A 20,470-nucleotide genomic window follows, 5' to 3' on the forward strand; every position below is an offset into this window, starting at 1 on the left:
CCGCCCCCCCCATCCCGCTGAGCCTCACCCCCGTCCGCCCGAACCGAAGGGAACTCCCCGCGTGTCCGCTCTGACTGCGTCGTCCGACGGTTTCCTGCTCCACGGCGAGCCGTTCCGGATCGTCTCCGGCGCCATGCACTACTTCCGGATCCACCCCGACCAGTGGGCCGACCGGCTGCGCAAGGCCCGTCTGATGGGGCTCAACTCGGTGGAGACGTATGTGCCGTGGAACCTCCACCAGCCCGATCCCGAGGGGCCCCTCGTCCTGGACGGCTTCCTGGACCTGCCTCGCTATCTGAGCCTCGCCCGTGACGAAGGTCTGCACGTCCTGCTGCGCCCGGGGCCTTTCATCTGCGCCGAGTGGGACGACGGCGGCCTGCCCTCCTGGCTGATCGCGGACCCCGACATCCGGCTGCGCTCCAGCGACCCGCGCTTCACCGAGGCGTTCGACCGCTACCTCGACCTCCTGCTGCCCCCTCTGCTGCCGTATCTGGCCGCGGCGGGCGGCCCGGTGATCGCGGTGCAGGTGGAGAACGAGTACGGCGCCTACGGCGACGACAAGGCCTACATGCTCCACGTCGAACAGGCCTTCCGGGCCAGGGGCGTCGAGGAACTGCTCTTCACCTGCGACCAGGCCGACCCCGAGCATCTGGCCGCCGGAACCCTCCCCGGTGTCCTGGCGACCGCCACCTTCGGCAGCCGTGTCGACCAGAATCTGGCGGAGCTGCGCCGGCACCAGCCCGAAGGCCCGCTGATGTGCGCGGAGTTCTGGATCGGCTGGTTCGACCACTGGGGCGGCCCCCACCATGTGCGGGACGCCTCCGACGCGGCCGCCGACCTGGACCGTCTGCTGTCCGCGGGTGCCTCGGTCAACATCTATATGTTCCACGGCGGCACCAACTTCGGCTTCACCAACGGCGCCAACCACAAGCACGCCTACCAGCCCACCATCACGTCCTACGACTACGACGCGGCCCTCACCGAGTGCGGCGACCCCGGCCCCAAGTACCACGCCTTCCGCGAGGTCATCGCCCGCCACGTACCGGTCCCCGAGGAGCCCGCCCCTGCCCCGGCGCCCAAACTCTCGCCCCGCGCCGTCGAGTTGAACCGTCGCGCGCCTCTGCTGACCCATGTGAAGGCCCTCGCCGAGCCCGTCCGCACCGAGCACCCGGCGACGATGAACGACCTGGGCCTGCAGACCGGTTACGCCCTCTACCGCACGACCTTCGACGCCACGGGCGACGGACTGCTGCACTTCGCCGGCGGTGTCGGCGACCGCGCCCAGGTCTTCGTCGACGGCGCCCCCGTCGGCGTACTGGAACGCGAACGCCACGACGAGACCCTGCCCGTCCGCGTCCCGCACCCCGGGTCCACGCTGGAGGTCCTCGTCGAGAACATGGGCGGCGTCAACTACGGCCCGCGCATCGGCGCCCCCAAGGGCCTGCTCGGCCCCGTCACTTTCAACGGCACCGCCCTGCACGGCTGGGACTGCCACCCCCTGCCCCTGGACGACCTGAGCGCGCTGCCGTTCGCCCCGTCCGACACTCCCACGGCCGTCGAACCCGCCTTCCATCACGGCACGTTCGACGGCGACACCCCGGCCGACACCTTCCTCGCCCTGCCCGGCTGGACCAAGGGACAGGCCTGGGTCAACGGCTTCCACCTGGGCCGTTACTGGAACCGCGGCCCGCAGCGCACCCTCTACGTCCCCGCCCCGGTGCTGCGCCCGGGCACCAACGAGCTGGTCCTCCTGGAGCTCCACGGCACCACCGCTGCACGGATCCGGCTCACCGACACCCCCGACCTCGGCCCGGAGAACACCTGGTGATGCACGTGCTGCGCGTTCCCACGCCCGCCGCTCCCCCGCTGACGGGCCACCTCCCCTTCACCGACGCGCCCGGCGTCCCCGACCCGATCGAGGTCACCGGCCGCTGGCTCACCCGAGGGGGCCGGCCCTGGTTCCCGGTCTCCGGCGAGTTCCACTACTCCCGCTGCCCCGCAGGCGAGTGGGAGGAGGAACTGCTGAAGATGAAGGCGGGCGGGGTGACCGCCGTCGCGAGCTACGTCATCTGGATCCACCACGAGGAGATCGAGGGCCGCGTCCGCTTCGACGGCAACCGCGACCTGCGCCGCTTCGCCGAGCTGTGCGCCCGGCACGGCTTGGACTTCATCCCCCGCATCGGCCCGTGGTCCCATGCCGAGGTGCGCAACGGCGGACTGCCCGACTGGCTACTGGCCCGCGACTGCACACCCCGCACCGACGACCCGGCGTATCTGGAGCCCGTGCGCGCCTGGTTCACGGCCATCGCCGAGCAGTTGCACGGCCTCGACCGCGGCCACGGCGGCCCGATCATCGCCCTCCAGATCGAGAACGAGCTCTACGACCAGCCCGGTCACCTGCTGACGCTGAAGCGGATGGCGAAGGAGGCCGGACTGAGCGCGCCCATGTGGACGTCGACCGCGTGGGGCGGCGTCCAGCTCCCGCCCGACGAGCTGCTTCCGCTGTACGGCGGCTACCCCGAGGCCTTCTGGACCGAGGCGGACGGCGGCTGGCCCGACACCTGTCGCAAGCACTTCTTCTTCACCCACCAGCGCAACGACGAGGGCATCGGCGCCGATCTGCGGCCGACCACCGTCCGGGGCGGCGGCCCGGACGCCCTGGCGGACCGATTCCCGTGGGCCACCTGCGAGCTGGGCGGCGGCATGGCGGTGGCCTACCACCGGCGGCCGCGCCTGGACGCCGCCGACATCGGCGCGCTCGGCCTCACCAAGATCGGCTGTGGCTCGGTGTGGCAGGGCTACTACATGTTCCACGGCGGCACGAATCCGCTCGGCGAGCGGACCACCCTCCAGGAGTCCCACGCCACCGCCTACCCGAACGACCTGCCCGTCCTGACGTACGACTTCCAGGCGCCGCTCGGCGAGTACGGCCAGTACCGGCCCTCTTACGACGAACTCCGCCTCCAGCACCTGATGCTGGCCGACTTCGGCCACCTCCTCGCCCCGATGGAGTCGGTGCTTCCGGAGCGCCTGCCCGACGGTCAGCACGACCGGGAGACCCTGCGCTGGGCCGTGCGCGGCGACGGCACCTCCGGGTTCCTCTTCGTCAACAACCACCAGCCGCACGAGCCCCTGCCGGATCGGCCGGACATCTCCTTCGCGGTCGAACTCCCGGTCAATGCCCCGGTGTTGACGCTGCCCAGCGCTCCGGTGACCGTGCCCGCGGGCGCGTACTTCTGCTGGCCGCTGCGGCTCGACGTCGCGGGCGTCCGGCTGGAGTGGGCGACCGCACAGCCGGTGTGCACGGTCGACCTGGAAGGGCGGACGGTCCTGGTGCTCGCCGCCACCGACGGCATCGCGCCCGAACTCGCCCTGGACACGGGCACGGTGACGTCCGTCAGCGCGCCGACCGGGGACATCGCCGACCTCGACGGCCGGATCCTGGTGAGCGGTCTGCGGCCGGGCACCGACGCGCTGGTCGAGGTCGAGGCGGCGAACGGGGGGCGGATCGGGCTGCTGGTGCTGGACGCGGCGACGGCCCGTACCGTCTACCGGGGCGCCGCATGGGGCGCCGAGCGGCTCGTGCTCTGCGCGGACGGGGTCGTGTTCGACGGCGACGAGGTACGGGTGCACAGCACTGCCGTACGGCCGTCGTTCGCCGTACTGCCCGCGCCGGAGCAGCCGTTGGTGGTGGACGGGGAGACGGTGGCCGGCGAGGCGGACGGGGTGTTCGTCCGCTACAGCGTGGGGGCCGTTGGCGTGCGGCTCCCGAGGCGGCGGTGACCTCGGTCCGGCCCGCGGGTCCGGCGCCCGAGCCCGCGACGGGTGTGCTCGGGCGGGCGAGCGCCCCAGCGGACAAGTACTTCGACACGGTGGCCGCCGAGTACCTCGTCGACGTACCGGAGGACCTCCCGGAGGGGAGCGTGCTGCGGCTGCGGTGGAGCGGCGACGTGGGGCGGGCGTACGTGGGCGACAGGCTGGTCGCCGACCAGTTCTTCTCGGGGCGGGACTGGGACATCGGACGGCTCCCGGCGGGGGCGGCGCTGCGGGTGCGGGTGCTGCCGCTGCACGCCGATGCCGAGGTGTGCGTGCCGCAGGGTGCCGGTGACGCGGCGCGGACGGCCGCCGTGGCCCATGCCGAGTGGGTCGTCGGCCGTACCTGGTCGGTCCGGTCGGGCTGAGGCGGCGCCTGTGCGGGATCCCGCCCCGTGCGCCTGCCTATGCTGGGGATCTGCCGGGGCGGGACTCCACCGCCGTGCCGACGTCGAGGAAGCAGCCATCATGACCCGAAGCTCCGCCGACGGCTCCGCTCCGAGAGGGCGCAGCAGACGGAACTTCGCGGGCGCGCGGCCCGTGATGGACGACGTGGCACGGCTGGCCGGGGTCTCCAAGCAGACCGTCTCCCGCGTCCTCAACGACCATCCGTCGGTGCGGCCGGAGACCCGCGAGACGGTCCTGACGGCCATGCGGACGCTGGGCTACCGGCCGAGCCGCAGCGCCAGGTCGCTGGCCAGCGGGCGGACCCGGATGGTCGGCGTGATCTCCTTCGACGCCGCCCGCTACGGCCCCGCCAGCATCCTGACCGCGATCAACACCGCGGCCCAGGAGGCCGGTTACCTGCTGAGCTCGATCGCGCTGGACACGGCCGAGCCCGACACGGTGGTCGAGGCGGTGAACCGGCTGTCGGCCGAGGGCGCGGACGGCGTGATCGCCATCGCCCCGCAGCTGTGGGTGGGCAAGACGCTGGCCGACACCCGCCTCGACACCCCGCTGGTCGTGCTGGAGAACGGCCTCGCCGCCGACACCCAGCAGGTCACCGGCGACTCGCGGACCGGGGCCCGCAAGGCCGTCGAGCATCTGCTGGGCCTGGGCCACCGCACCGTGTGGCACATCGCGGGCCCGACCGGCTGGACCTCGGCCGATCACCGGACGGGCAGCTGGCAGGCGTGTCTGGAGGCGGCCGGAGTCGAGGTACCGGCCCCGCTGATCGGCGACTGGAGCGCCGACTCCGGTTACGAGCTGGGGCGACGGCTGGCCGGACGCCCGGATGTCACAGCCGTGTTCGCCTCCAACGACCAGATGGCCCTCGGCCTGCTGCACGCCCTGCACGAAGCCGGACGCTCCGTCCCCGGCGACGTCAGCGTCGTGGGCTACGACGACATCCCCGAGGCCGCGCACTTCCTGCCCCCGCTGACCACCGTCCGCACGGACTTCGCCGAGATCGGCACACGTTCGCTGCGCCTGCTGCTGGACCGGCTCGACGGGACCGATGAGCCGCTCCGGGTCGACTCACTGGTCCCGGTCGACTTGGTGGTCCGCCGCAGCAGCGGCCCGGCGCCGGGGCACTGACGACGCCCTCCTGACCAAGGGGGGTTGGGGAGACCGTGCGTCACCGCGGATGAGCCCGCGCCCCGTCAGCCTCCCCCTTGAGTCCGCACCCCGTCAGCCGGTCCCGTCGGTCGCCGCCCTCTGCCAGGCCGCGTCCCGCAGCAACCGCAGCCCGTTCAGGCCGACGAGGACCGTGGAGCCCTCGTGGCCCGCGACGCCGAGCGGTAGGGGCAGCGTGCCGAGCAGGTCCCAGGTGACGAGGCCGGCGATGAACACCCCTGCGATGACGAGGTTCTGCACGACCAGTTTCCGGGCGCGGCGGGAGAGGGCGACGGTGGTGGGGACGGCGGCGAGTTCGTCGCGGACGATGACCGCGTCGGCGGTCTCCAGGGCCAGGTCGGAGCCCGCCCGGCCCATGGCGACGCCTATGTGGGCGGCGGCCAGGGCGGGCGCGTCGTTGACGCCGTCCCCGACGACCATCACCTTGCGTCCCGCGCCCTCCAGCTCCTTCACCGCGTCCATCTTGTCCTGCGGCAGCAGCCCGGCGCGCACGTCCTCGATACCGGCCTCGGCCGCCAGATGGGCGGCGGCGCGCGGGTTGTCGCCGGTGAGCAGGACCGGGGCGGTGCCCGTGAGCGTGGTGAGGGCGGCCACCGTGGCGGCGGCGTCGGGGCGCAGCCGGTCCGCGACGGCGAGCAGTCCGGCGGGGGTGCCGTCGACGACCACGAGGACGGCGGTCCGGCCGGACGCCTCGAGTTCCTCGGCCGGTTCCACGACCGCGCCGTCGGGGTCGTCCAGCAGCCGGGCCGGGGCACCGACCTCGACCGTACGGCCTTCGACGACGGCCTTCACGCCGATTCCGGGCGCGGACGTGAAGTCCTGTGCGACCGGCAGGTCGAGACGCCGTTCGCGTGCGGCGTCCACCACCGCCCTGGCCAGCGGGTGTTCGCTGGGGTGCTCGGCGGCCGCGGCGAGCGTCAGGAGCTCGCCCTCGTCCAGGCCGCCTGCGGGCAGCGGCCGTACGTCGACGACACGTGGCGTGCCCTCGGTGAGCGTGCCGGTCTTGTCCAGGGCGACGGTGTCGACCTGGCCGAGGCGTTCCATCACGACCGCCGACTTCACCAGCACACCGTGCCGGCCGGCGTTGGCGATGGCCGACAGCAGGGGTGGCATGGTGGCCAGGACCACCGCGCACGGCGAGGCAACGATCATGAAGGTCATGGCGCGCAGCAGCGCCCCGGAGAACTCCTCGCCGAACGCGAGCGGGACCCCGAACACGGCGAGCGTCGCGGCCACCATGCCCAGTGAGTAGCGCTGTTCGACCTTCTCGATGAAGAGCTGGGTGGGCGCCTTGGTCTCGGACGCCTCCTCCACCATCCGCACGATCCGGGCGATCACGGAGTCGGAGGCGTCGCGTTCGACGCGGACGCGCAGTGCGCCGGTGCCGTTCAGGGTGCCCGCGAAGACCTCGTCGCCGGGCTCCTTCGGCGCGGGCAGCGGTTCACCGGTGATGCTCGCCTGGTCGACCTCACTGGTTCCGGCCAGCACCCGGCCGTCGGCTCCGACGCGTTCACCGGGCCGTACGAGGACGGTGTCGCCGACCGTCAACTCCTCGACGGCGACGGCCTGTTCGGTGCCGTCGGGGGCGAGCCGGGTGGCCGTGGCGGGGGCCAGGTCGAGCAGGCCGCGTACCGAGTCGGCGGTGCGGGCGGTGGCGAGGGCCTCCAGGGCGCCCGAGGTCGCGAAGATGACGATCAGCAGGGCGCCGTCCATCACCTGCCCGATCGAGGCGGCGCCGAGCGCGGCGACGACCATCAGCAGATCGACGTCGAGGGTCCTGTCCTTGAGTGCCTTGAGCCCTTCCCAGCCCGGTTCCCAGCCACCGGTGGCGTACGACAGCGCGTACAGCGGGCCCCAGGTCCAGGCGGGTGCCCCGGCGAGCTGCAGGGGCAGCGCGAGCAGGAACAGTGCGGTGGCCGCGACGGCCCAGCGGACCTCCGGCAGCGCGAGCAGCCTGGTGCGCCGCCGGGGCACGGAGCAGGCCCGCGCGGACGCGGCCCGGTCGGCCGACGGCGGGGTGAGCGTGGAAGTCATGCACGGCACGATACAGGAACGAATGAATACCCATTCATGTCTTCATGCCACGTGAGGGAGGAGCCGGGCTCGTGGCCGCACGTCAGGTGGTGGCTCGCGCGGCTCCCCACCGCCGGATCCGGTGGCGGCCCACCCATCGGCAGACCACGTAGATCGTGAACGAGATGGTGGTGACATACGGGCTGATGGGGATGCTGCCGCCCAGGGCCAGCAGGATGCCGCCCTCGATGGAGGCCACCGCGAAGAGGACGCTCAGCGCGGGCAGCAGCACCGGTGAGGCGGTGGCCCGGCCCGCGGCGGCCGCGGGCGTGACGACGAGGGTGAGGACCAGCAGCGCCCCGACGACCTGCACGGAGAGTGCGACCGCGAGGCCCAGCACCAGCATGAACGCGAACGACAGCGCCCGCACCGGCACGCCCCGCGCCTCGGCCACCTCCGGGTCGGCGCCGGCGAAGGTGAGCGGTCGCCACATGACCGCCAGCGCCGCGAGCACCACGGCCGACGTGCCGAGGAGCCAGGACATCTGCGGGGTGTCGACGGCGACGATCTGCCCGGTGAGGATGCCGAACTTGTTCGCCGCCCGGCCCTTGTACAGCGCGAGGAAGAGCACACCGAGGCCGAGACCGAACGGCATGACGACGCCGATCACCGAGTTGCGGTCCCGGGCGCGCGAACCGAGCAGGCCGATGGCGCCGGCGGCGATCAGAGAGCCGACGATCGAGCCGCCCACGATGTTCACCCCCAGCAGCAGAGCGGCCGAGGCTCCGGCGAACGACATCTCGCTGATCCCGTGCACCGCGAAGGGCAGGTCCCGCATGAGGACGAAGACCCCGACCAGTCCGCCGACCAGGCCGAGCGCGGCGCCGGCGACGAGGGAGTTGCGGACCAGGGCGAGCAGTTCGCCGTAGTGGTCGAAGTTGAAGATCTGCTGCCAGATTCCGTCGGCGATCGTCATGGCCGTACTCCGTGCCGCGGTTCGGGGTGGTGCGGCGGCCGGCCCACCTCGTCGGGCACGCCCACCACCGTGATGCGGTCCCGGACGCGGATGACATCGACCTGGGTGCCGTAGAGCCGCGACAGCGCCTCCGAGGTCAGCACCTCGTCGGGGGCGCCGACCCGGAAGCCGCCGCGGGCGAAGTACAGCACGCGGTCCACGAGTCCCAGCACGGGGTTGATCTCGTGGGTCACGAACACCACAGCCGTGCCGTGGGAGCGGCGCCGGGCGTCCACCAGTTCCGTCACGGCCCGCTGGTGGTGCAGGTCGAGGGAGAGCAGCGGTTCGTCGCACAGCAGGATCCGCGGGTCGGTCGCGAGCGCCTGCCCGATGCGTACGCGCTGCCGTTCGCCGCCGGAGAGCAGGCCGACGGGGACGTCCGCGTAGACGGCGGCGCCGACCGAGGTGAGGATCTCGTCGACGCGGCGGCGTACGGCGCCCGCGCGCGGCCGGGGTCCGAAGCGGTGGCCGTCGATGCCGAGGCGGACCAGGTCCCGGGCGCGCAGTGTCGCGTGCGGGGACAGCGTTCCCTGCTGGGGGACGTAGCCGATGTCCCGGCTGCCGCCTCGGGGCGGACGGCCCAGGACCGTCAACGTGCCGGCGGACAGCTGCCGCTGCCCCAGCAGGGCGCGTACGAAGCTGGTCTTGCCCGATCCGTTGGGGCCGAGCACGGCCAGGAACTCGCCCGGCGCCACGTCGAGATCGAGGCCCTGCCACAGGGCCCGCTCGCCGTAGGAGAGAGCCGCGCCACGCAGGCTGATCACGGCTCCGGGGTCCGGCCTCACTTGGCGAGCGCGCTCGCGAGCGCGTCGACGTTGGCGGTCATCCAGCCGACGTAGTCCTTGCCCTTGGGAAGGGTTTCGGTCACGGGGACCACCGGGATTCCTGCGGCCTTCGCCGCCTGCTCGGCCTTCTCGGTCTGCGGGCCGGAGGTCTGCTCGTTGTAGACCAGCGCCTTGACTTTCCTGGCGCTGAACAGCGCCAGTGTGTCCCGCAGGGTCCTCTCGGAGACGTCGTCGCCCTCCTCGATGGCTTCGCTGAACGCTTCGGGGGTCGCGTTCCGGAGCCCACTTGCCTCCAGCATGTACAGCGGCACGGGCTCGGTGATGGCCACCGCGTCACCGCTGTGGTCGGCCTTGATGCGGGCTTCCTTCCGCTCCAGCGGCGCCAGCTTCGCCTTGAAGGCCTTCGCCTTGTCGGTGAAGGTGGCGGCATCGTCCGGATCGGCCTTGGCGAGGGCTGCGGCGATGCGGTCGGCGAGCTTGGCGGCCGTGGGGAAGTCGTACCAGACGTGCTCGTTGAGCTCCCCGCCCGCCGGGGCGGTCCTGCCGGAGACGTCGACCGCGTTGATCACCTCTGGGGACGAGCCACCGCTCTTGAGCATGCGGTCGATGAAGTCGTCGTAACCGCCGCCGTTCTCGATGACGACCTTCGCCTTGGAGAGCGCCAACTGGTTCTGCGTGCTTGCCTCATAGGAGTGCGGGTCCTGGTCGGGGTCGCTGATGATCGAGGTGACCGCCACCTTCCCGCCGCCTATCCGCTCGGCCATGTCCCCGTAGACGTTCGTCGAGGCCACGACCGGGATGACGGAGGCCGCGGCAGGACTCTGCGAGGCGTCGGTCCCGCCGCCGGAGTCGGACGAACTGCCGCAGCCCGCAAGGAGGATGAGGCAGGCGCCGGTTATCAGCGGCGGCGCGAGACGTCGGTACGAGGACATGGGCATGGGCATGGAACCCTCCGGGGCAGGGCGAAATGGTCCGCCGAGCTCCATCCGTCCCGGCTTCGGCCCACGCTAGATGAAAACGGATGTCAAAAGCGGCTCCCGGCCGTCCACCGAGGCAACCCTTACCGAGAACTCACCTTCCGAGGTCAGGGAGCGGCGACCTCGTCCAGGAGCTGGGGGCCGTTGTTGCGGACGCTGTTGACGGCCGGCGAAACGGGCCGGGCGTCCAGGTGGCCACCCGCCGGCGGGGTGAGCAGGGTGCGCAGGTCGTCGGTGCTCCGATGCCGGGGATCGAGCCAGGCGTCGTAGTGCTCGGGAGTGAGCGCGAGGGGCATGCGGGGGTGAATGCGGCCCGCCGCGTCGGTGGCCTCGGTGGTGATGATGGTGCAGGTCATCAGCCAGGCAGCGGGGTCGTCGGGATCCTTGATCCCAGGATCGCGCCAGTACTCGTACAGCCCGGCCAAGGCCATCACCTGCCCGTCCTCCGGGTGGATGTAGTACGGCTGCTTGCGCACCTTGCCCGACTTGGCGTCCTTGACCTGCTCCCACTCGTAGAAGCCGTCGGCGGGCAGCAGGCAGCGGCGCGTGACGAACGCGCGGCGGAAGGCGGGCTTCTCGTGCACGGTCTCCACCCGCGCGTTGATCAGCCGTGCACCGGTCTTCGCATCCTTCGCCCACGAGGGGACCAGACCCCATCGCAACGGCCGCAGCCTGCGGCGCGCCGGGGCGTCCTCGTCGGCGCCGCGCGGGGTGCGCTCCAGGACGGCCCACACCTCGTCGGTCGGGGCAACGTTCCAGCTCGGCGCCAGGGTCTCCTCCGGATACCAGTCGGCGACCTGGAACATCTGGGCGAGGTCCTGGGGGCTGCGGGTGGAGGCGTAGCGGCCGCACATACGGCCACTGTGCCACGGCGCGGCGGGCGGGACCCAGCACCCAATGTTGTGCACTTTCTTGACGGCAGTAATCAGAGAGCCTACCTTCACGGTGTCCTTCCCCCGGTCAAGGGAGACCGCGATGCCCCCGTCCCCCGCCGCATCACCGTCACCGGCACCCTCCGCGCACCCCGAACACACCCGCCAACTCCGCCGTGTCGCCCTCTCCGGGCTGCTCGGCACCGCCGTGGAGTTCTACGACTTCCTCGTCTACGGCACCGTCGCCGCCCTCGTCTTCGGCGAGCTGTTCTTCCCCGGCGCGGATCCCGCCGTCGGCACCATCGCCGCGTTCGGCACCTTCGCCGCCGGCTACCTCGCCCGGCCGATCGGCGGCATCCTCTTCGGGCACTTCGGCGACCGGCTCGGCCGCAAGTCGATGCTGCTGCTCACCATGGGTCTGATGGGCGGCGCCAGCTTCCTCATCGGCCTGCTGCCCACGTACGACACGATCGGTGTCTGGGCGCCGGTCCTGCTGATCACCCTGCGCGTCGTCCAGGGCATCGCCATCGGCGGTGAGTGGGGCGGCGCCACCCTGATGGTCGTCGAGCACGCCGGGGAGCGGCGCCGCGGCCTGTGGTCCAGCTTCACGCAGATGGGCGCCCCGCTCGGCTCCCTGATCTCCGCGGCCGTCGTCGCCCTCGTCTCGACCCTCCCCAAGGACCAGTTCGCGGCCTGGGGCTGGCGCGTACCGTTCCTGCTGAGCGTCGCCCTGCTCGGCGTCGGGCTCTTCGTCCGGCTCAAGGTGGTGGAGAGCCCGCTGTTCGCCGAGGTGAAGAAGGACCGTGCCGAGGCACGGCTGCCGATCCTCGACGTACTGCGCCGCCCGCGTCCCGTGCTGCTGGCCTGCTGCGTCGGCATCGGCGCCTTCACCGCCCAGTCCCTGCTGACCAGTTACCTCATCGCGTACGCCACCGGCATCGGGTACCCCCGCCCGCAGGTGCTGACCGCGCTCACGGTCTCCGCCGCCGTCGCCCTGGTCGTGCTGCCCTGCGCCTCGGCGCTCTCCGACCGCGTCGGCCGCCGTCCGGTCGTGCTCGCCGGAGCCCTGCTGTCGGCCGCGACCGCCTTCCCGGTCCTCGCGCTGGTCGACTCGAAGTCGTCGGGCGCGCTGATCCTGGCCGTCGTCCTCGGCCACGGCATCGCCCAGTCCCTGATGTACGGCCCGCTGGGCGCCCTGTTCAGCGAGATGTTCGGCACCCGGGTCCGCTACACCGGCGCCTCCCTCGGCTACCAGGGCGCCACCCTCGTCGGCGCCGGCTTCTCCCCCATGATCGCCGGAAGCCTGGTCGCCGGCAGCGGCAACAGCACCCCCGTCGCCCTGCTGCTGTGCGGCGGCTCGCTCATCACCGCGCTGACCGTCTGGTTCGTACGCGAGACCAGTCGTACGTCCCTCTCCGGCGCCGACACCGAAGTCGCCGACGCTCCCCGCACGGAGGAGATCACCGCATGACGACCGGCACCCGCACCCGCACGTCCCTGGTGGCCGCCCTCCTGCTCGCGGTCACCGCGCTGCCCACCTCGGCCGTCGCCGCCACCGCGGACACCACCCACGTGGACGGCCGACTCCCCTCGGGCGCCACCTACGTCATGGACGTGCCCGCCACCTGGAACGGCACCGTCCTGCTCTTCAGCCACGGCTACGCGACCGGCCCGGCGAACCCCGCCCAGAACGCCCCGGACGACGCCACGAAGGCGCTCCTCCTCCAGCGGGGCTACGCACTCATCGGGTCCTCCTACGCCACCACCGGCTGGGCGGTGACGGACGCGGTGCCCGACCAGCTCGCCACCCTGTCCGTGTTCACCGAACGCTTCGGCTCGGCCTCCCGGACCATCGCCTGGGGACGGTCGTACGGCGGACTGGTCACCACGGCCATCGCCGAGCGCGACCCCGGCCGCATCGACGGTTCGCTCTCCCTGTGCGGCCTGGTCCACGGTGGCGTCGCCAACTGGAACAACACCCTCGATCCGGTCTTCGCCGTCAGGACTCTCCTCGCGCCGGACTCCGACGTCCCGCTGGTGAACATCGCGGACCAGGCGGCCGCCGACGCGGCGGCGAACACCCTGACAGCCGCGGTCGACTCGGCGCAGACGACGACCGCGGGGCGGGCCCGCATCGCCCTCGCGGCGGCTCTGCACAACATCCCGGTCTGGAACCAGCCCACGCAGCCCCGGCCCGCCGCGACCGACTGGGACGCCCAGCAGGCCAACCAGTACGAGGCCGTCAAGGGCCTGCTGAAGATCGCCGCCTTCAACCGGCGGCAGGAGGCCGAGGTCCGGGCGGGCGGCAACATGTCCTGGAACACCGGTGTCGACTACGCGAAGCTGCTCGGCCGCTCCTCCGTCCGCAAGGAGGTCACCGAGCTGTACAAGAAGGCCGGCCTGTCCCTGCGCGCCGACCTCGCCACCCTGAACCGCGCCCCGCGCATCGGCGCCGACCCGGCCGCCGTGGCGTGGATGAGCGCAACGAGTTCCTTCACGGGCAGGCTGACCAAGCCCCAGTTCTCCGTCCACACCATCGGCGACGCCCTCGTCCCCGTCCAGACGGAGAGTGCCCTGAAGCGGGCGGTCACGGCCGCGGGGTCGGGGCCCCTGCTGCGGCAGGCCTACACCGACAACGCCGGCCACTGCACCTTCAGTCCCGCCGAACAACTCGCCGCCCTGCACACCCTGGAGGACCGCCTCACCACCGGCAACTGGGCCGGCACCGACCCGGCGTCCCTCAACTCCCGTGCCACGAAGGCCGATCCGACCACGCCGACCCGCTATGTCCCCTACCGCCCGACCCCGTACCTGCGCCCTTACGACCTTGCCCACCCCGCCGACGGCCGGTGAAGCCGTACGACCGCCCGCCGCGCCCTCGGCGGGCGGTCGTACCCTTGCCTCCGTGGAGGACGACGACATCCTGGACAGCCAGGACACCCGGGACAGCTCGGAGGGCCCGCAGCAGCGCCCCCAGTCGCTCATGCTCGCCTTCTTCGGCAACCACGTCCTGGAGGAAGGCGACCTGTGCGTCTACTCGGGCAGCATCATCGACGTGCTCGGCCGGGTCGGGATCGGTGAACAGGCCGTACGCTCCACCCTCACCCGCATGGTCAACCGCGGCCTGCTGATGCGCCAGCGCGAGGGCCGCAAGATGTTCTTCGGTCTGACCCCGCAGGCGACGCGCGTCCTGCAGGACGGCCGTGCCCGCATCTGGCAGCAGGGCGCGGTCAACGACGACTGGGACGGCTCCTGGACCCTGCTCGCCTTCTCCCTGCCCGACTCCTGGAAACGCCAGCGCCACGACCTGCGCTCCCGGCTCACCTGGTCCGGGTTCGGCGCGCTGTACAGCGGGCTGTGGATCGCTCCGGGGAACGTGGACGTCGCCGCCGTCGTGTCGGACCTGGGGTTGGCCTCCCACGTCAAGATCTTCCACGCCCAGGCGGACGTGGCCACCGACATCGAGCTCATGATCCGCGACACCTGGGACCTGGAGAGCATCGCCGCCCGCTACGTCACCTTCGACAAGCGCTGGACCGCCCACCTCGACGCCGGATCCGGGGACGACCCGATCGGCACCCGTCTGCGGCTGGTCAGCGAGTGGCTCTGGACCATCCGCACGGACCCCCGGCTGCCCGCCCGCCACCTCCCCCCGGACTGGCCGGCCCACACCGCCCAGGAGACCTTCCGCCGCGTCGCCGACCAGACCGCGCGGCCCGCGCACCGGATGGCCGGCGACCTGCTGGAGACCGCCCGCTTGCGGTAGACGAGGTTTCAGCGGCGACGTCCGGCACACGGTCTGTCGCCTTTCGGAGGGGGCGGCTTCAGCAGGTCCCTGGTGCGTGGCCGCCGGACGTGCGGGCGAACTCGGCGGGTGTACCCGGCGACGCTCTCCTCGGCCGCCTCGAACGCCCGGTGCAACGTCCGTACGGAGACGTTGAGTTCGCGGGCCGGCATCGACGGGGTTCGGTGCCGTCGGCCTGCTGCCGCAGCACGCCCTTGACCAGTTCGCTCAGTGGACCAGCGGTCGGAGTGGGCCGCGGGAAGGATCAGTACCTTCGCCGCCGTGCGCCGCGCCACCTAGAACGTCGACGGACCACCGTGCCGGACCATGAAGTGCCCGGTCGGCACGGTGAGTTCGGGTCACGCCGTCGGCTGAGACTCCACTCGCGGCGCCGCCCACTGACCGACAGCGGACGGCCCGTCGGTCAGGTGCTGATCCAGTACGCGCGCGTGTTGGTGAACTCGCGGATGCCGGCCGCGGCGAGTTCACGGCCGTAGCCGCTGCGCTTGGTGCCGCCGAAGGGCAGGCGTGGGTCGGAGGCCACGATCGCGTTGACGAAGGCCGCTCCGCTGGTGATCCGGCGGGCGAGGGCGGCGCCACGGCCGGGGTCGGCCGTCCAGACGCTCAGGCCCAGTCCGTACGCGGTGGCGTTCGCGAGCCGTACGGCGTCCTCGTCGTCCTGGGCGACGGTGAGGGCGGCCAGCGGGCCGAAGGTCTCCTCGTCGAAGGCGGGCATACCCGGGCCGGTGTCCGCCAGGACGGTCGGCCGGTAGAAGAAGCCGTCACCCGGGAGCGGTGTGCCTCCGGTCAGCAGGCGGGCGCCGGCGGCGACGGACTCCTCCACCTGCCGTTGGATCGACGACCGCAGGTCGGGACGGGCGAGCGGGCCGATCCGGGTGTCCCGTGCCCGCGGATCGCCGATGTGGAGGGCTTCGACGCCGGCCACGAACGCGGCGGTGAACGCGTCCGCGACGGAGGCGTCGACGATGAACCGCTTCGCGCACACACAACTCTGGCCCGAGTTGGTGAAGCGCGCCTTCACCGCGGCCTCGGCGGCCGTCTCGACGTCGGCGTCGTCCAGGACCACGAAGGCGTCCGAACCGCCCAGTTCCAGCACCGACTTCTTCGCGGCACGCCCGGCCGCCGAGCCGACGGCCGCACCCGCCCGGTTGCTGCCGGTGAGGGTGACGGCGGCGACACGGTCGTCCTCGATGAGCCGGGCGGTCACGTCGGGCACATCCTCGTCGGCGATGACCAGTGCGGTCACCAGGTCTTCGGGGAATCCCGCCTCGACGAAGAGGTCCTGCAGGGCGAGCGCGGTGCCGGTGACGTTGGAGGCGTGCTTGAGCAGGATGCCGTTGCCCGCCACCAAGGAGGGTATGGCGCAGCGCATGACCTGCCAGAGGGGGAAGTTCCACGGCATGACGGCCAGGACGAGACCGACGGGCTCATGGGCGACCCAGGCGTCGGCGCCCTCGATGTCCACGCGTTCGTCGGCCAGGATGCCCGGTCCGTGCCCGGCGTAGTAGTCGGCGGTCAGCGCGGACTTTTCCACCTCGCCCTCCGCCTCCCCGACCGGCTTGCCCATCTCGGTGACGGCCAGGCGGGCGAGGCTGTCCTTGTGTTCGCGGAGGGTCTTGGCCAAGTGGCGGGCGCGAGCAGCCCGTTCGGTGACGGGGACCAGGGCCCAGGCACGGGCGGCGGCGTGAGCTCGCGCTACGGCCGTCTCGATCCGTACGGCGTCCCAGGCTTCGTACTCGGCGAGCGGCTGGCCCGTGGCGGGATTCACGGTGCGGATGGTGACGCTCATGAAGTGGGAGCCCCTCCCTTGTCGTTCGCCGAGAGGTGCTCGAAGGTCTCGCCGGTGGCGGTGATGGTACGAGTCACGTCCCGGCCGCCGTAGACCCAGTAGATCCGCATGACGCCCTCGCCGCGGTTGAAGAACCGGTGCGGTATACCGGCCGGGACCCAGGTGGCCTGGCCGGCCTCCAGGTCGAAGAACTCGCCGTCGATCTCCGCGGTCGCCTCGCCCTCGAGGATCAGGACCGACTCCTCCACGTTGTGGCTGTGCAGGGGCAGGCCGGTGCCGGGCTGGAAGACGGTCTGTCCGGTGGTGATGACGGCCTGCTCGGAGTTCCACTTGCCGACGTAGGGGATGGTGGCCACTCCGCCGCCGCGGTCGAAGCGCTCGACCTCGTCGGGGTGGATCAGCAGGTTCGGCGGGGCGGGGCGCTGGGTGCACATCGGGTCTGCTCCGATCAAGGGGTCAGGAGTGGTGGAAGAGGCGGCGGGAGAGCGTGTTGACCTGGCTGCCCGGCACGACGTACTTCGCCGCCGCCTCGCGCCAGACCTTGAAGTGGGGCGCTGCGCGGTGGGCGGCTACGGCGGCCTCGTCGTCGTAGATCTCGTGGAAGACGAAGTGGTGGTCGTCGTCCAGATCGCACACGACGTCGAAGTAGCGGCAGCCGGGCTCGTCGGTGAAGGAACGCTCGGCGTTCTCCCCGATGGCTTGGAGGAAGTCGTCGCGGCAGCCGGGGACGACCTGGAGGGACACGGTCAGAGCGATCATGCGGGAAGCTCCTCGGGACGACTGACGGGAACGGGGACGGGCAGGGGTACGGCCGTGGCGTGGGCGATGCGTTCGAGGGAGGCCCAGGTTTCGTCGGCGAGTGTGATGCCCTCGGTGCGCAGGCGTTCGGCGGTGCGGATCTCCGGCTCGCCGGGGACGAAGACCTCGGCCGTGCCGGGAGCCGTGGGGGTGGACTTGGCCTCCTCGATCAGGGCCTCCATCCGTGCCGCGAACTCGGCCGGGTCGGCCATCGCCGCGATGTCGACACAGATCAGCAGGTGCCCCACGCCACTGCGCCCCGTGGGACGGTACGGACCGACGACCGCCGAGCCGAAGGCACTGCCGGTCAGCACGCCCGCCAGCACGTCGAACATGAAGGAGATGGCGTAGCCCTTGTGGCCGGCCATGGGCAGGATCAGGCCCTCGATCGCGCGACGCGGGTCGGTGGTCGGCACTCCGTCCGCGTCCGCCGCCCAGCCGACAGGGATGGGCTCGCCGCGCTCCCGGGCATGATGGATCTTGCCGCGCGCGACAGCGGTGTTGGCGATGTCCATCACGACCGTCCCGTAGCGGCCGCCGGGCGCGGCGATCGACCACGGGTTGGTACCGACCCGCTTCTCCCGGCCACCCCACGGCGCCATCGCCGCACTGGCGTTGGTGGCCAGCAACGCCACACAGCCCTGCCCGGCGGCCTTGCGGGTGAAGTACGCGGCCGTCCCGAAGTGCCCGGAATTGCGCACCGCGACCGCGCTGATCCCATGGCGGCGGGCACGCTCCACGCCCAAGGTCACCGCACGCTCGGTGAGCACCTGGCCGAGGCCGTCGCGGCCGTCCACGACGAGAACGGCGCCGTTGTCGCTCACGGTCTCCGGGGCGGCTACGGGCGCCGTCGCGCCGCTCGCGAGACGGTCGAGGTACCACGGCAGCCGCAGCATCCCGTGGGACGGGTGCCCCCATAGCTCCGCGGTCACCAGGGTGTCCGCGAGCAGACGGGCGTCCGCGGGGGGCACGCCGTGCGCCTGGGTGGCGGAAGCGGCGAACCGGAGCAGGTCGGCAGCGCCGACGGTGTACGGCATGAGGCTCCTCGCATCCAGTCAAACTGTATCCAAGCCTGTATACAGCAAATGCTGTGGCTCTGTATACAGCAGTCGGGCCCCTCCCTTCCGGGGCTTGCGGACAGAAACTGTCCGCAAGTCTCCCTACGGTCGCCCCATGACCCAGACACAGACACAGACACAGAAGATCCTTGTCACCGGCGCCACCGGAACCGTCGGTCACCAGGTCGTCGTCGAACTGCTCGCCCGCGGTCACGCGGTCCGCGCCCTCACTCGGGACGCGGCGAAGGCCGACCTCCCGGCCGGCGTCGAGGTCGTCCAGGGCGACCTGACCGAACCCGACAGCCTGATTCCGGCCCTGGACGGCGTCACCGGCCTCCACCTGATCACCTTCGGGGGTCCCTACTTCGCCCCGCTGGAGACCGGCCCGCGGATTCTCCAGCTGGCCCGTGCGGCCGGCGTGCGCCGGGTCACCGTGCTGCACGGCGGTGGCCCGTCTCTCCTGGAGGACGCCGTACGGGCGGACGGCGGTGTGGACTGGACCGTACTCATGCCGGTCGAGTTCATGGCCAACGCCTTGGAGTGGACGGACGGGATCCTGACCTCGGGCGAGGTCCGCGAGCCGTTCGTCTCCCGGCTGAGCGCCATGGTCCACGAGGGCGACATCGGAGCGGTCGCCGCGGCCGCGCTCACCGAGGAGGGCCACGGGGGCCAGGAGTACGTGATCACCGGACCCGAACTGCTCACCGTCGCCGACAAGGTGGCCGCGATCGCCGACGCCCGCGGCCGGGAGATCTCCCTGGTCGAACTGACCGAGGAGCAGGCCGTCGAGCAGTGGCGGGCGGCGGGCCACCCGGAAGACGTGATCGGCTTCCTGCTCGAGGCGTACGGCAACACCCCGGAGGTGGGCCGCACGGTGGTCGACACCGTCGAGAAGATCACCGGCCGACCGGCCCGCACGTTCAGCCAGTGGGCCGCGGAGCACGTGGGTGCCTTCAAGTCCCAGCCGGGCGGGGTCACGCCGTAGTCCCGGCGTGCGGCGGGGGCGGACGCGGAAGGTCCACATCACAGGTGCCGACCGCGTCCGCCGGCCACGACCGGGAGACGTTCGGTGATCATTCGCATACCCTGCGAAGTTGTCGGCGGCGGGTAGGGAGAAGCGTATGGACTCGGGCAGGCGCCAGTTCCTTGGCAGGTGGGGAGCCGTGGTGACGGGAGTCGCGGCGCCGTTCACCCTCCCTGGCCAGGCATTCCCCGAGAGCCATGCCCACCCGGACCTCGGCGCCGGTGCGACGGCCGCTGCCACGGACCCCCAGTCCGACAGCGGCACCCGCACCGACAATGGCACCCGCACGGGCACCGGCACCGGTCACGACCGGTTCATGTGGCTGGCCATCGCGCAGGCCCGGAGAAACCCCAAGTGGCCGTTCGGCGCGGTGATCGTCGGCACCCGCAGCGGCGAGGTGCTGGGGCGCGGGGTCAACACCGGGGCGGACAGCCCGGTGCTGCACGGTGAAGTGGTCGCGATGAACGACTACGTGCGGCGGCAGGGCAACCAGGGCTGGGCCGACACCACGCTCTACACGACGGGTGAGCCCTGCTCGATGTGCATGAGCGCCCTGGCGTGGGCCAATGTGCGGCGCGTCGTCTGGGCCAGCTCGATCGACGAGATCCGCAGCACCGACATCATCCAGATCGACCTGTCCGCACGGGAGGTGGCCGCCGCGGCACGGTCCTTCTACACCCCGCAGTTGCTCCTGGGCGGCGTCCTGGCTGAGCACACGAACTACCTCTTCCGGGAGGCCCAACGACTGCGCCAGAGGTTCCCGGACGCGTCAGCGGTCTAGTCGCACACGCGCCTCGGCCCACCGTCACTGTCATCGCCACCGGTCAGCGTGACGGCCGGCGCCACCTTCGAGGACACCGTCCCCACCGACTTTCTCCCCCGACCCAAGGGGCCATTCGGGTGACATCCGGGTACAGTGAGGCAGATCGCCGCCCTTGCGAGCTTT

At 71.9% G+C, this 20,470-nt stretch carries 16 protein-coding genes and 1 pseudogene; 8 read left to right on the forward strand and 9 right to left on the reverse strand.

Annotation, left to right across the window (positions count from 1 at the left end):
• Nucleotides 1-61: 61 nt before the first annotated feature.
• The 3 genes and pseudogenes from ABD932_RS36375 to ABD932_RS36385 all read left to right on the forward strand — a co-directional run bounded on the left by ABD932_RS36375 (nt 62) and on the right by ABD932_RS36385 (nt 5,349).
• Nucleotides 62-1,828, forward strand: a complete 1,767-nt coding sequence (locus tag ABD932_RS36375; RefSeq protein ID WP_345019655.1) for a glycoside hydrolase family 35 protein — start codon at nt 62-64, stop codon at nt 1,826-1,828.
• Nucleotides 1,828-4,181: pseudogene (locus ABD932_RS36380) on the forward strand (beta-galactosidase). Before ABD932_RS36375 ends, ABD932_RS36380 begins: the two are co-directional and overlap by 1 nt.
• Nucleotides 4,182-4,281: 100 nt before the next feature.
• The gene (locus tag ABD932_RS36385; protein WP_345019657.1) at nt 4,282-5,349 is read left to right on the forward strand and encodes a LacI family DNA-binding transcriptional regulator; all 1,068 of its coding nucleotides are present in this window, start codon (nt 4,282-4,284) and stop codon (nt 5,347-5,349) included.
• 93 nt (nt 5,350-5,442) lie between these two features.
• On the opposite strand, the gene ABD932_RS36390 is transcribed toward ABD932_RS36385, so the two are convergent.
• The 5 genes from ABD932_RS36390 to ABD932_RS36410 all read right to left on the reverse strand — a co-directional run bounded on the left by ABD932_RS36390 (nt 5,443) and on the right by ABD932_RS36410 (nt 11,032).
• Nucleotides 5,443-7,422, reverse strand: coding sequence for a heavy metal translocating P-type ATPase (locus tag ABD932_RS36390; protein WP_345019659.1), 1,980 nt, complete (start codon nt 7,420-7,422; stop codon nt 5,443-5,445).
• A gap of 82 nt (nt 7,423-7,504) precedes the next feature.
• Entirely contained in the window at nt 7,505-8,377 is an 873-nt protein-coding gene (locus tag ABD932_RS36395; RefSeq protein ID WP_345019661.1) for a metal ABC transporter permease, read from the reverse strand.
• Nucleotides 8,374-9,180 (reverse strand): metal ABC transporter ATP-binding protein, encoded by an 807-nt coding sequence (locus ABD932_RS36400; RefSeq protein ID WP_345019662.1) that lies wholly within the window; start codon nt 9,178-9,180, stop codon nt 8,374-8,376. Before ABD932_RS36400 ends, ABD932_RS36395 begins: the two co-directional genes overlap by 4 nt.
• 17 nt (nt 9,181-9,197) lie before the next feature.
• Complete coding sequence (locus tag ABD932_RS36405) at nt 9,198-10,139, reverse strand: metal ABC transporter solute-binding protein, Zn/Mn family (RefSeq protein WP_345019836.1); 942 nt, start codon at nt 10,137-10,139, stop codon at nt 9,198-9,200.
• A 146-nt stretch (nt 10,140-10,285) separates the two neighbouring features.
• The gene (locus ABD932_RS36410) at nt 10,286-11,032 is read right to left on the reverse strand and encodes an SOS response-associated peptidase (RefSeq protein ID WP_345019664.1); all 747 of its coding nucleotides are present in this window, start codon (nt 11,030-11,032) and stop codon (nt 10,286-10,288) included.
• A gap of 121 nt (nt 11,033-11,153) precedes the next feature.
• On the opposite strand from ABD932_RS36410, the gene ABD932_RS36415 reads away from it, so the two are divergent.
• From ABD932_RS36415 to ABD932_RS36425, 3 genes are read left to right on the forward strand one after another with little or no spacing between them, the layout of a single operon-like run.
• Nucleotides 11,154-12,521, forward strand: coding sequence for an MFS transporter (locus tag ABD932_RS36415; protein WP_345019666.1), 1,368 nt, complete (start codon nt 11,154-11,156; stop codon nt 12,519-12,521).
• Nucleotides 12,518-13,903 carry an alpha/beta hydrolase family protein gene (locus ABD932_RS36420; protein WP_345019668.1) on the forward strand — a complete coding sequence of 462 codons (1,386 nt, stop codon included), beginning with the start codon at nt 12,518-12,520 and terminating at the stop codon, nt 13,901-13,903. The genes ABD932_RS36415 and ABD932_RS36420 overlap by 4 nt, the downstream gene beginning before the upstream one ends.
• Nucleotides 13,904-13,955: 52 nt before the next feature.
• The gene (locus ABD932_RS36425; RefSeq protein WP_345019671.1) at nt 13,956-14,816 is read left to right on the forward strand and encodes a PaaX family transcriptional regulator; all 861 of its coding nucleotides are present in this window, start codon (nt 13,956-13,958) and stop codon (nt 14,814-14,816) included.
• Between the two features lie 442 nt (nt 14,817-15,258).
• On the opposite strand, the gene ABD932_RS36430 is transcribed toward ABD932_RS36425, so the two are convergent.
• From ABD932_RS36430 to ABD932_RS36445, 4 genes are read right to left on the reverse strand one after another with little or no spacing between them, the layout of a single operon-like run.
• Entirely contained in the window at nt 15,259-16,644 is a 1,386-nt protein-coding gene (locus ABD932_RS36430) for an NAD-dependent succinate-semialdehyde dehydrogenase (RefSeq protein WP_345019672.1), read from the reverse strand.
• Nucleotides 16,641-17,078: a cupin domain-containing protein gene (locus tag ABD932_RS36435; RefSeq protein WP_345019674.1), complete on the reverse strand. Its 438-nt coding sequence runs from the start codon at nt 17,076-17,078 to the stop codon at nt 16,641-16,643. The genes ABD932_RS36430 and ABD932_RS36435 overlap by 4 nt, the downstream gene beginning before the upstream one ends.
• A 22-nt stretch (nt 17,079-17,100) precedes the next feature.
• A complete protein-coding gene (locus tag ABD932_RS36440) occupies nt 17,101-17,403 on the reverse strand; it encodes a putative quinol monooxygenase (protein WP_345019676.1) in 303 nt (100 codons plus the stop codon).
• The gene (locus ABD932_RS36445) at nt 17,400-18,479 is read right to left on the reverse strand and encodes an Ldh family oxidoreductase (protein WP_345019678.1); all 1,080 of its coding nucleotides are present in this window, start codon (nt 18,477-18,479) and stop codon (nt 17,400-17,402) included. Before ABD932_RS36445 ends, ABD932_RS36440 begins: the two co-directional genes overlap by 4 nt.
• A gap of 136 nt (nt 18,480-18,615) precedes the next feature.
• Here ABD932_RS36445 and ABD932_RS36450 point away from each other — a divergent pair, with 136 nt between their 5' ends.
• On the forward strand, nt 18,616-19,485 hold the full coding sequence (locus ABD932_RS36450; RefSeq protein ID WP_345019679.1) for an NmrA family NAD(P)-binding protein: 870 nt from the start codon (nt 18,616-18,618) through the stop codon (nt 19,483-19,485).
• A 136-nt stretch (nt 19,486-19,621) separates the two neighbouring features.
• Nucleotides 19,622-20,305 carry a nucleoside deaminase gene (locus tag ABD932_RS36455; RefSeq protein ID WP_345019681.1) on the forward strand — a complete coding sequence of 228 codons (684 nt, stop codon included), beginning with the start codon at nt 19,622-19,624 and terminating at the stop codon, nt 20,303-20,305.
• Nucleotides 20,306-20,470 lie beyond the last annotated feature (165 nt).

The sequence above is a fragment of the Streptomyces shaanxiensis genome (assembly GCF_039537145.1).
GTDB classification, from domain to species: Bacteria; Actinomycetota; Actinomycetes; order Streptomycetales; family Streptomycetaceae; genus Streptomyces; species Streptomyces shaanxiensis.

Coding starts and splice junctions, on each gene's coding strand:
- ABD932_RS36430 (WP_345019672.1), bottom strand. CDS start 16,644: ATGAGCGTCACCATCCGCACCGTGAATCCCGCCACGGGCCAGCCGCTC.
- ABD932_RS36405 (WP_345019836.1), bottom strand. CDS start 10,139: ATGCCCATGTCCTCGTACCGACGTCTCGCGCCGCCGCTGATAACCGGC.
- ABD932_RS36390 (WP_345019659.1), bottom strand. CDS start 7,422: ATGACTTCCACGCTCACCCCGCCGTCGGCCGACCGGGCCGCGTCCGCG.
- ABD932_RS36450 (WP_345019679.1), top strand. CDS start 18,616: ATGACCCAGACACAGACACAGACACAGAAGATCCTTGTCACCGGCGCC.
- ABD932_RS36445 (WP_345019678.1), bottom strand. CDS start 18,479: ATGCCGTACACCGTCGGCGCTGCCGACCTGCTCCGGTTCGCCGCTTCC.
- ABD932_RS36455 (WP_345019681.1), top strand. CDS start 19,622: ATGGACTCGGGCAGGCGCCAGTTCCTTGGCAGGTGGGGAGCCGTGGTG.
- ABD932_RS36435 (WP_345019674.1), bottom strand. CDS start 17,078: ATGTGCACCCAGCGCCCCGCCCCGCCGAACCTGCTGATCCACCCCGAC.
- ABD932_RS36385 (WP_345019657.1), top strand. CDS start 4,282: ATGACCCGAAGCTCCGCCGACGGCTCCGCTCCGAGAGGGCGCAGCAGA.
- ABD932_RS36440 (WP_345019676.1), bottom strand. CDS start 17,403: ATGATCGCTCTGACCGTGTCCCTCCAGGTCGTCCCCGGCTGCCGCGAC.
- ABD932_RS36415 (WP_345019666.1), top strand. CDS start 11,154: ATGCCCCCGTCCCCCGCCGCATCACCGTCACCGGCACCCTCCGCGCAC.
- ABD932_RS36420 (WP_345019668.1), top strand. CDS start 12,518: ATGACGACCGGCACCCGCACCCGCACGTCCCTGGTGGCCGCCCTCCTG.
- ABD932_RS36410 (WP_345019664.1), bottom strand. CDS start 11,032: ATGTGCGGCCGCTACGCCTCCACCCGCAGCCCCCAGGACCTCGCCCAG.
- ABD932_RS36395 (WP_345019661.1), bottom strand. CDS start 8,377: ATGACGATCGCCGACGGAATCTGGCAGCAGATCTTCAACTTCGACCAC.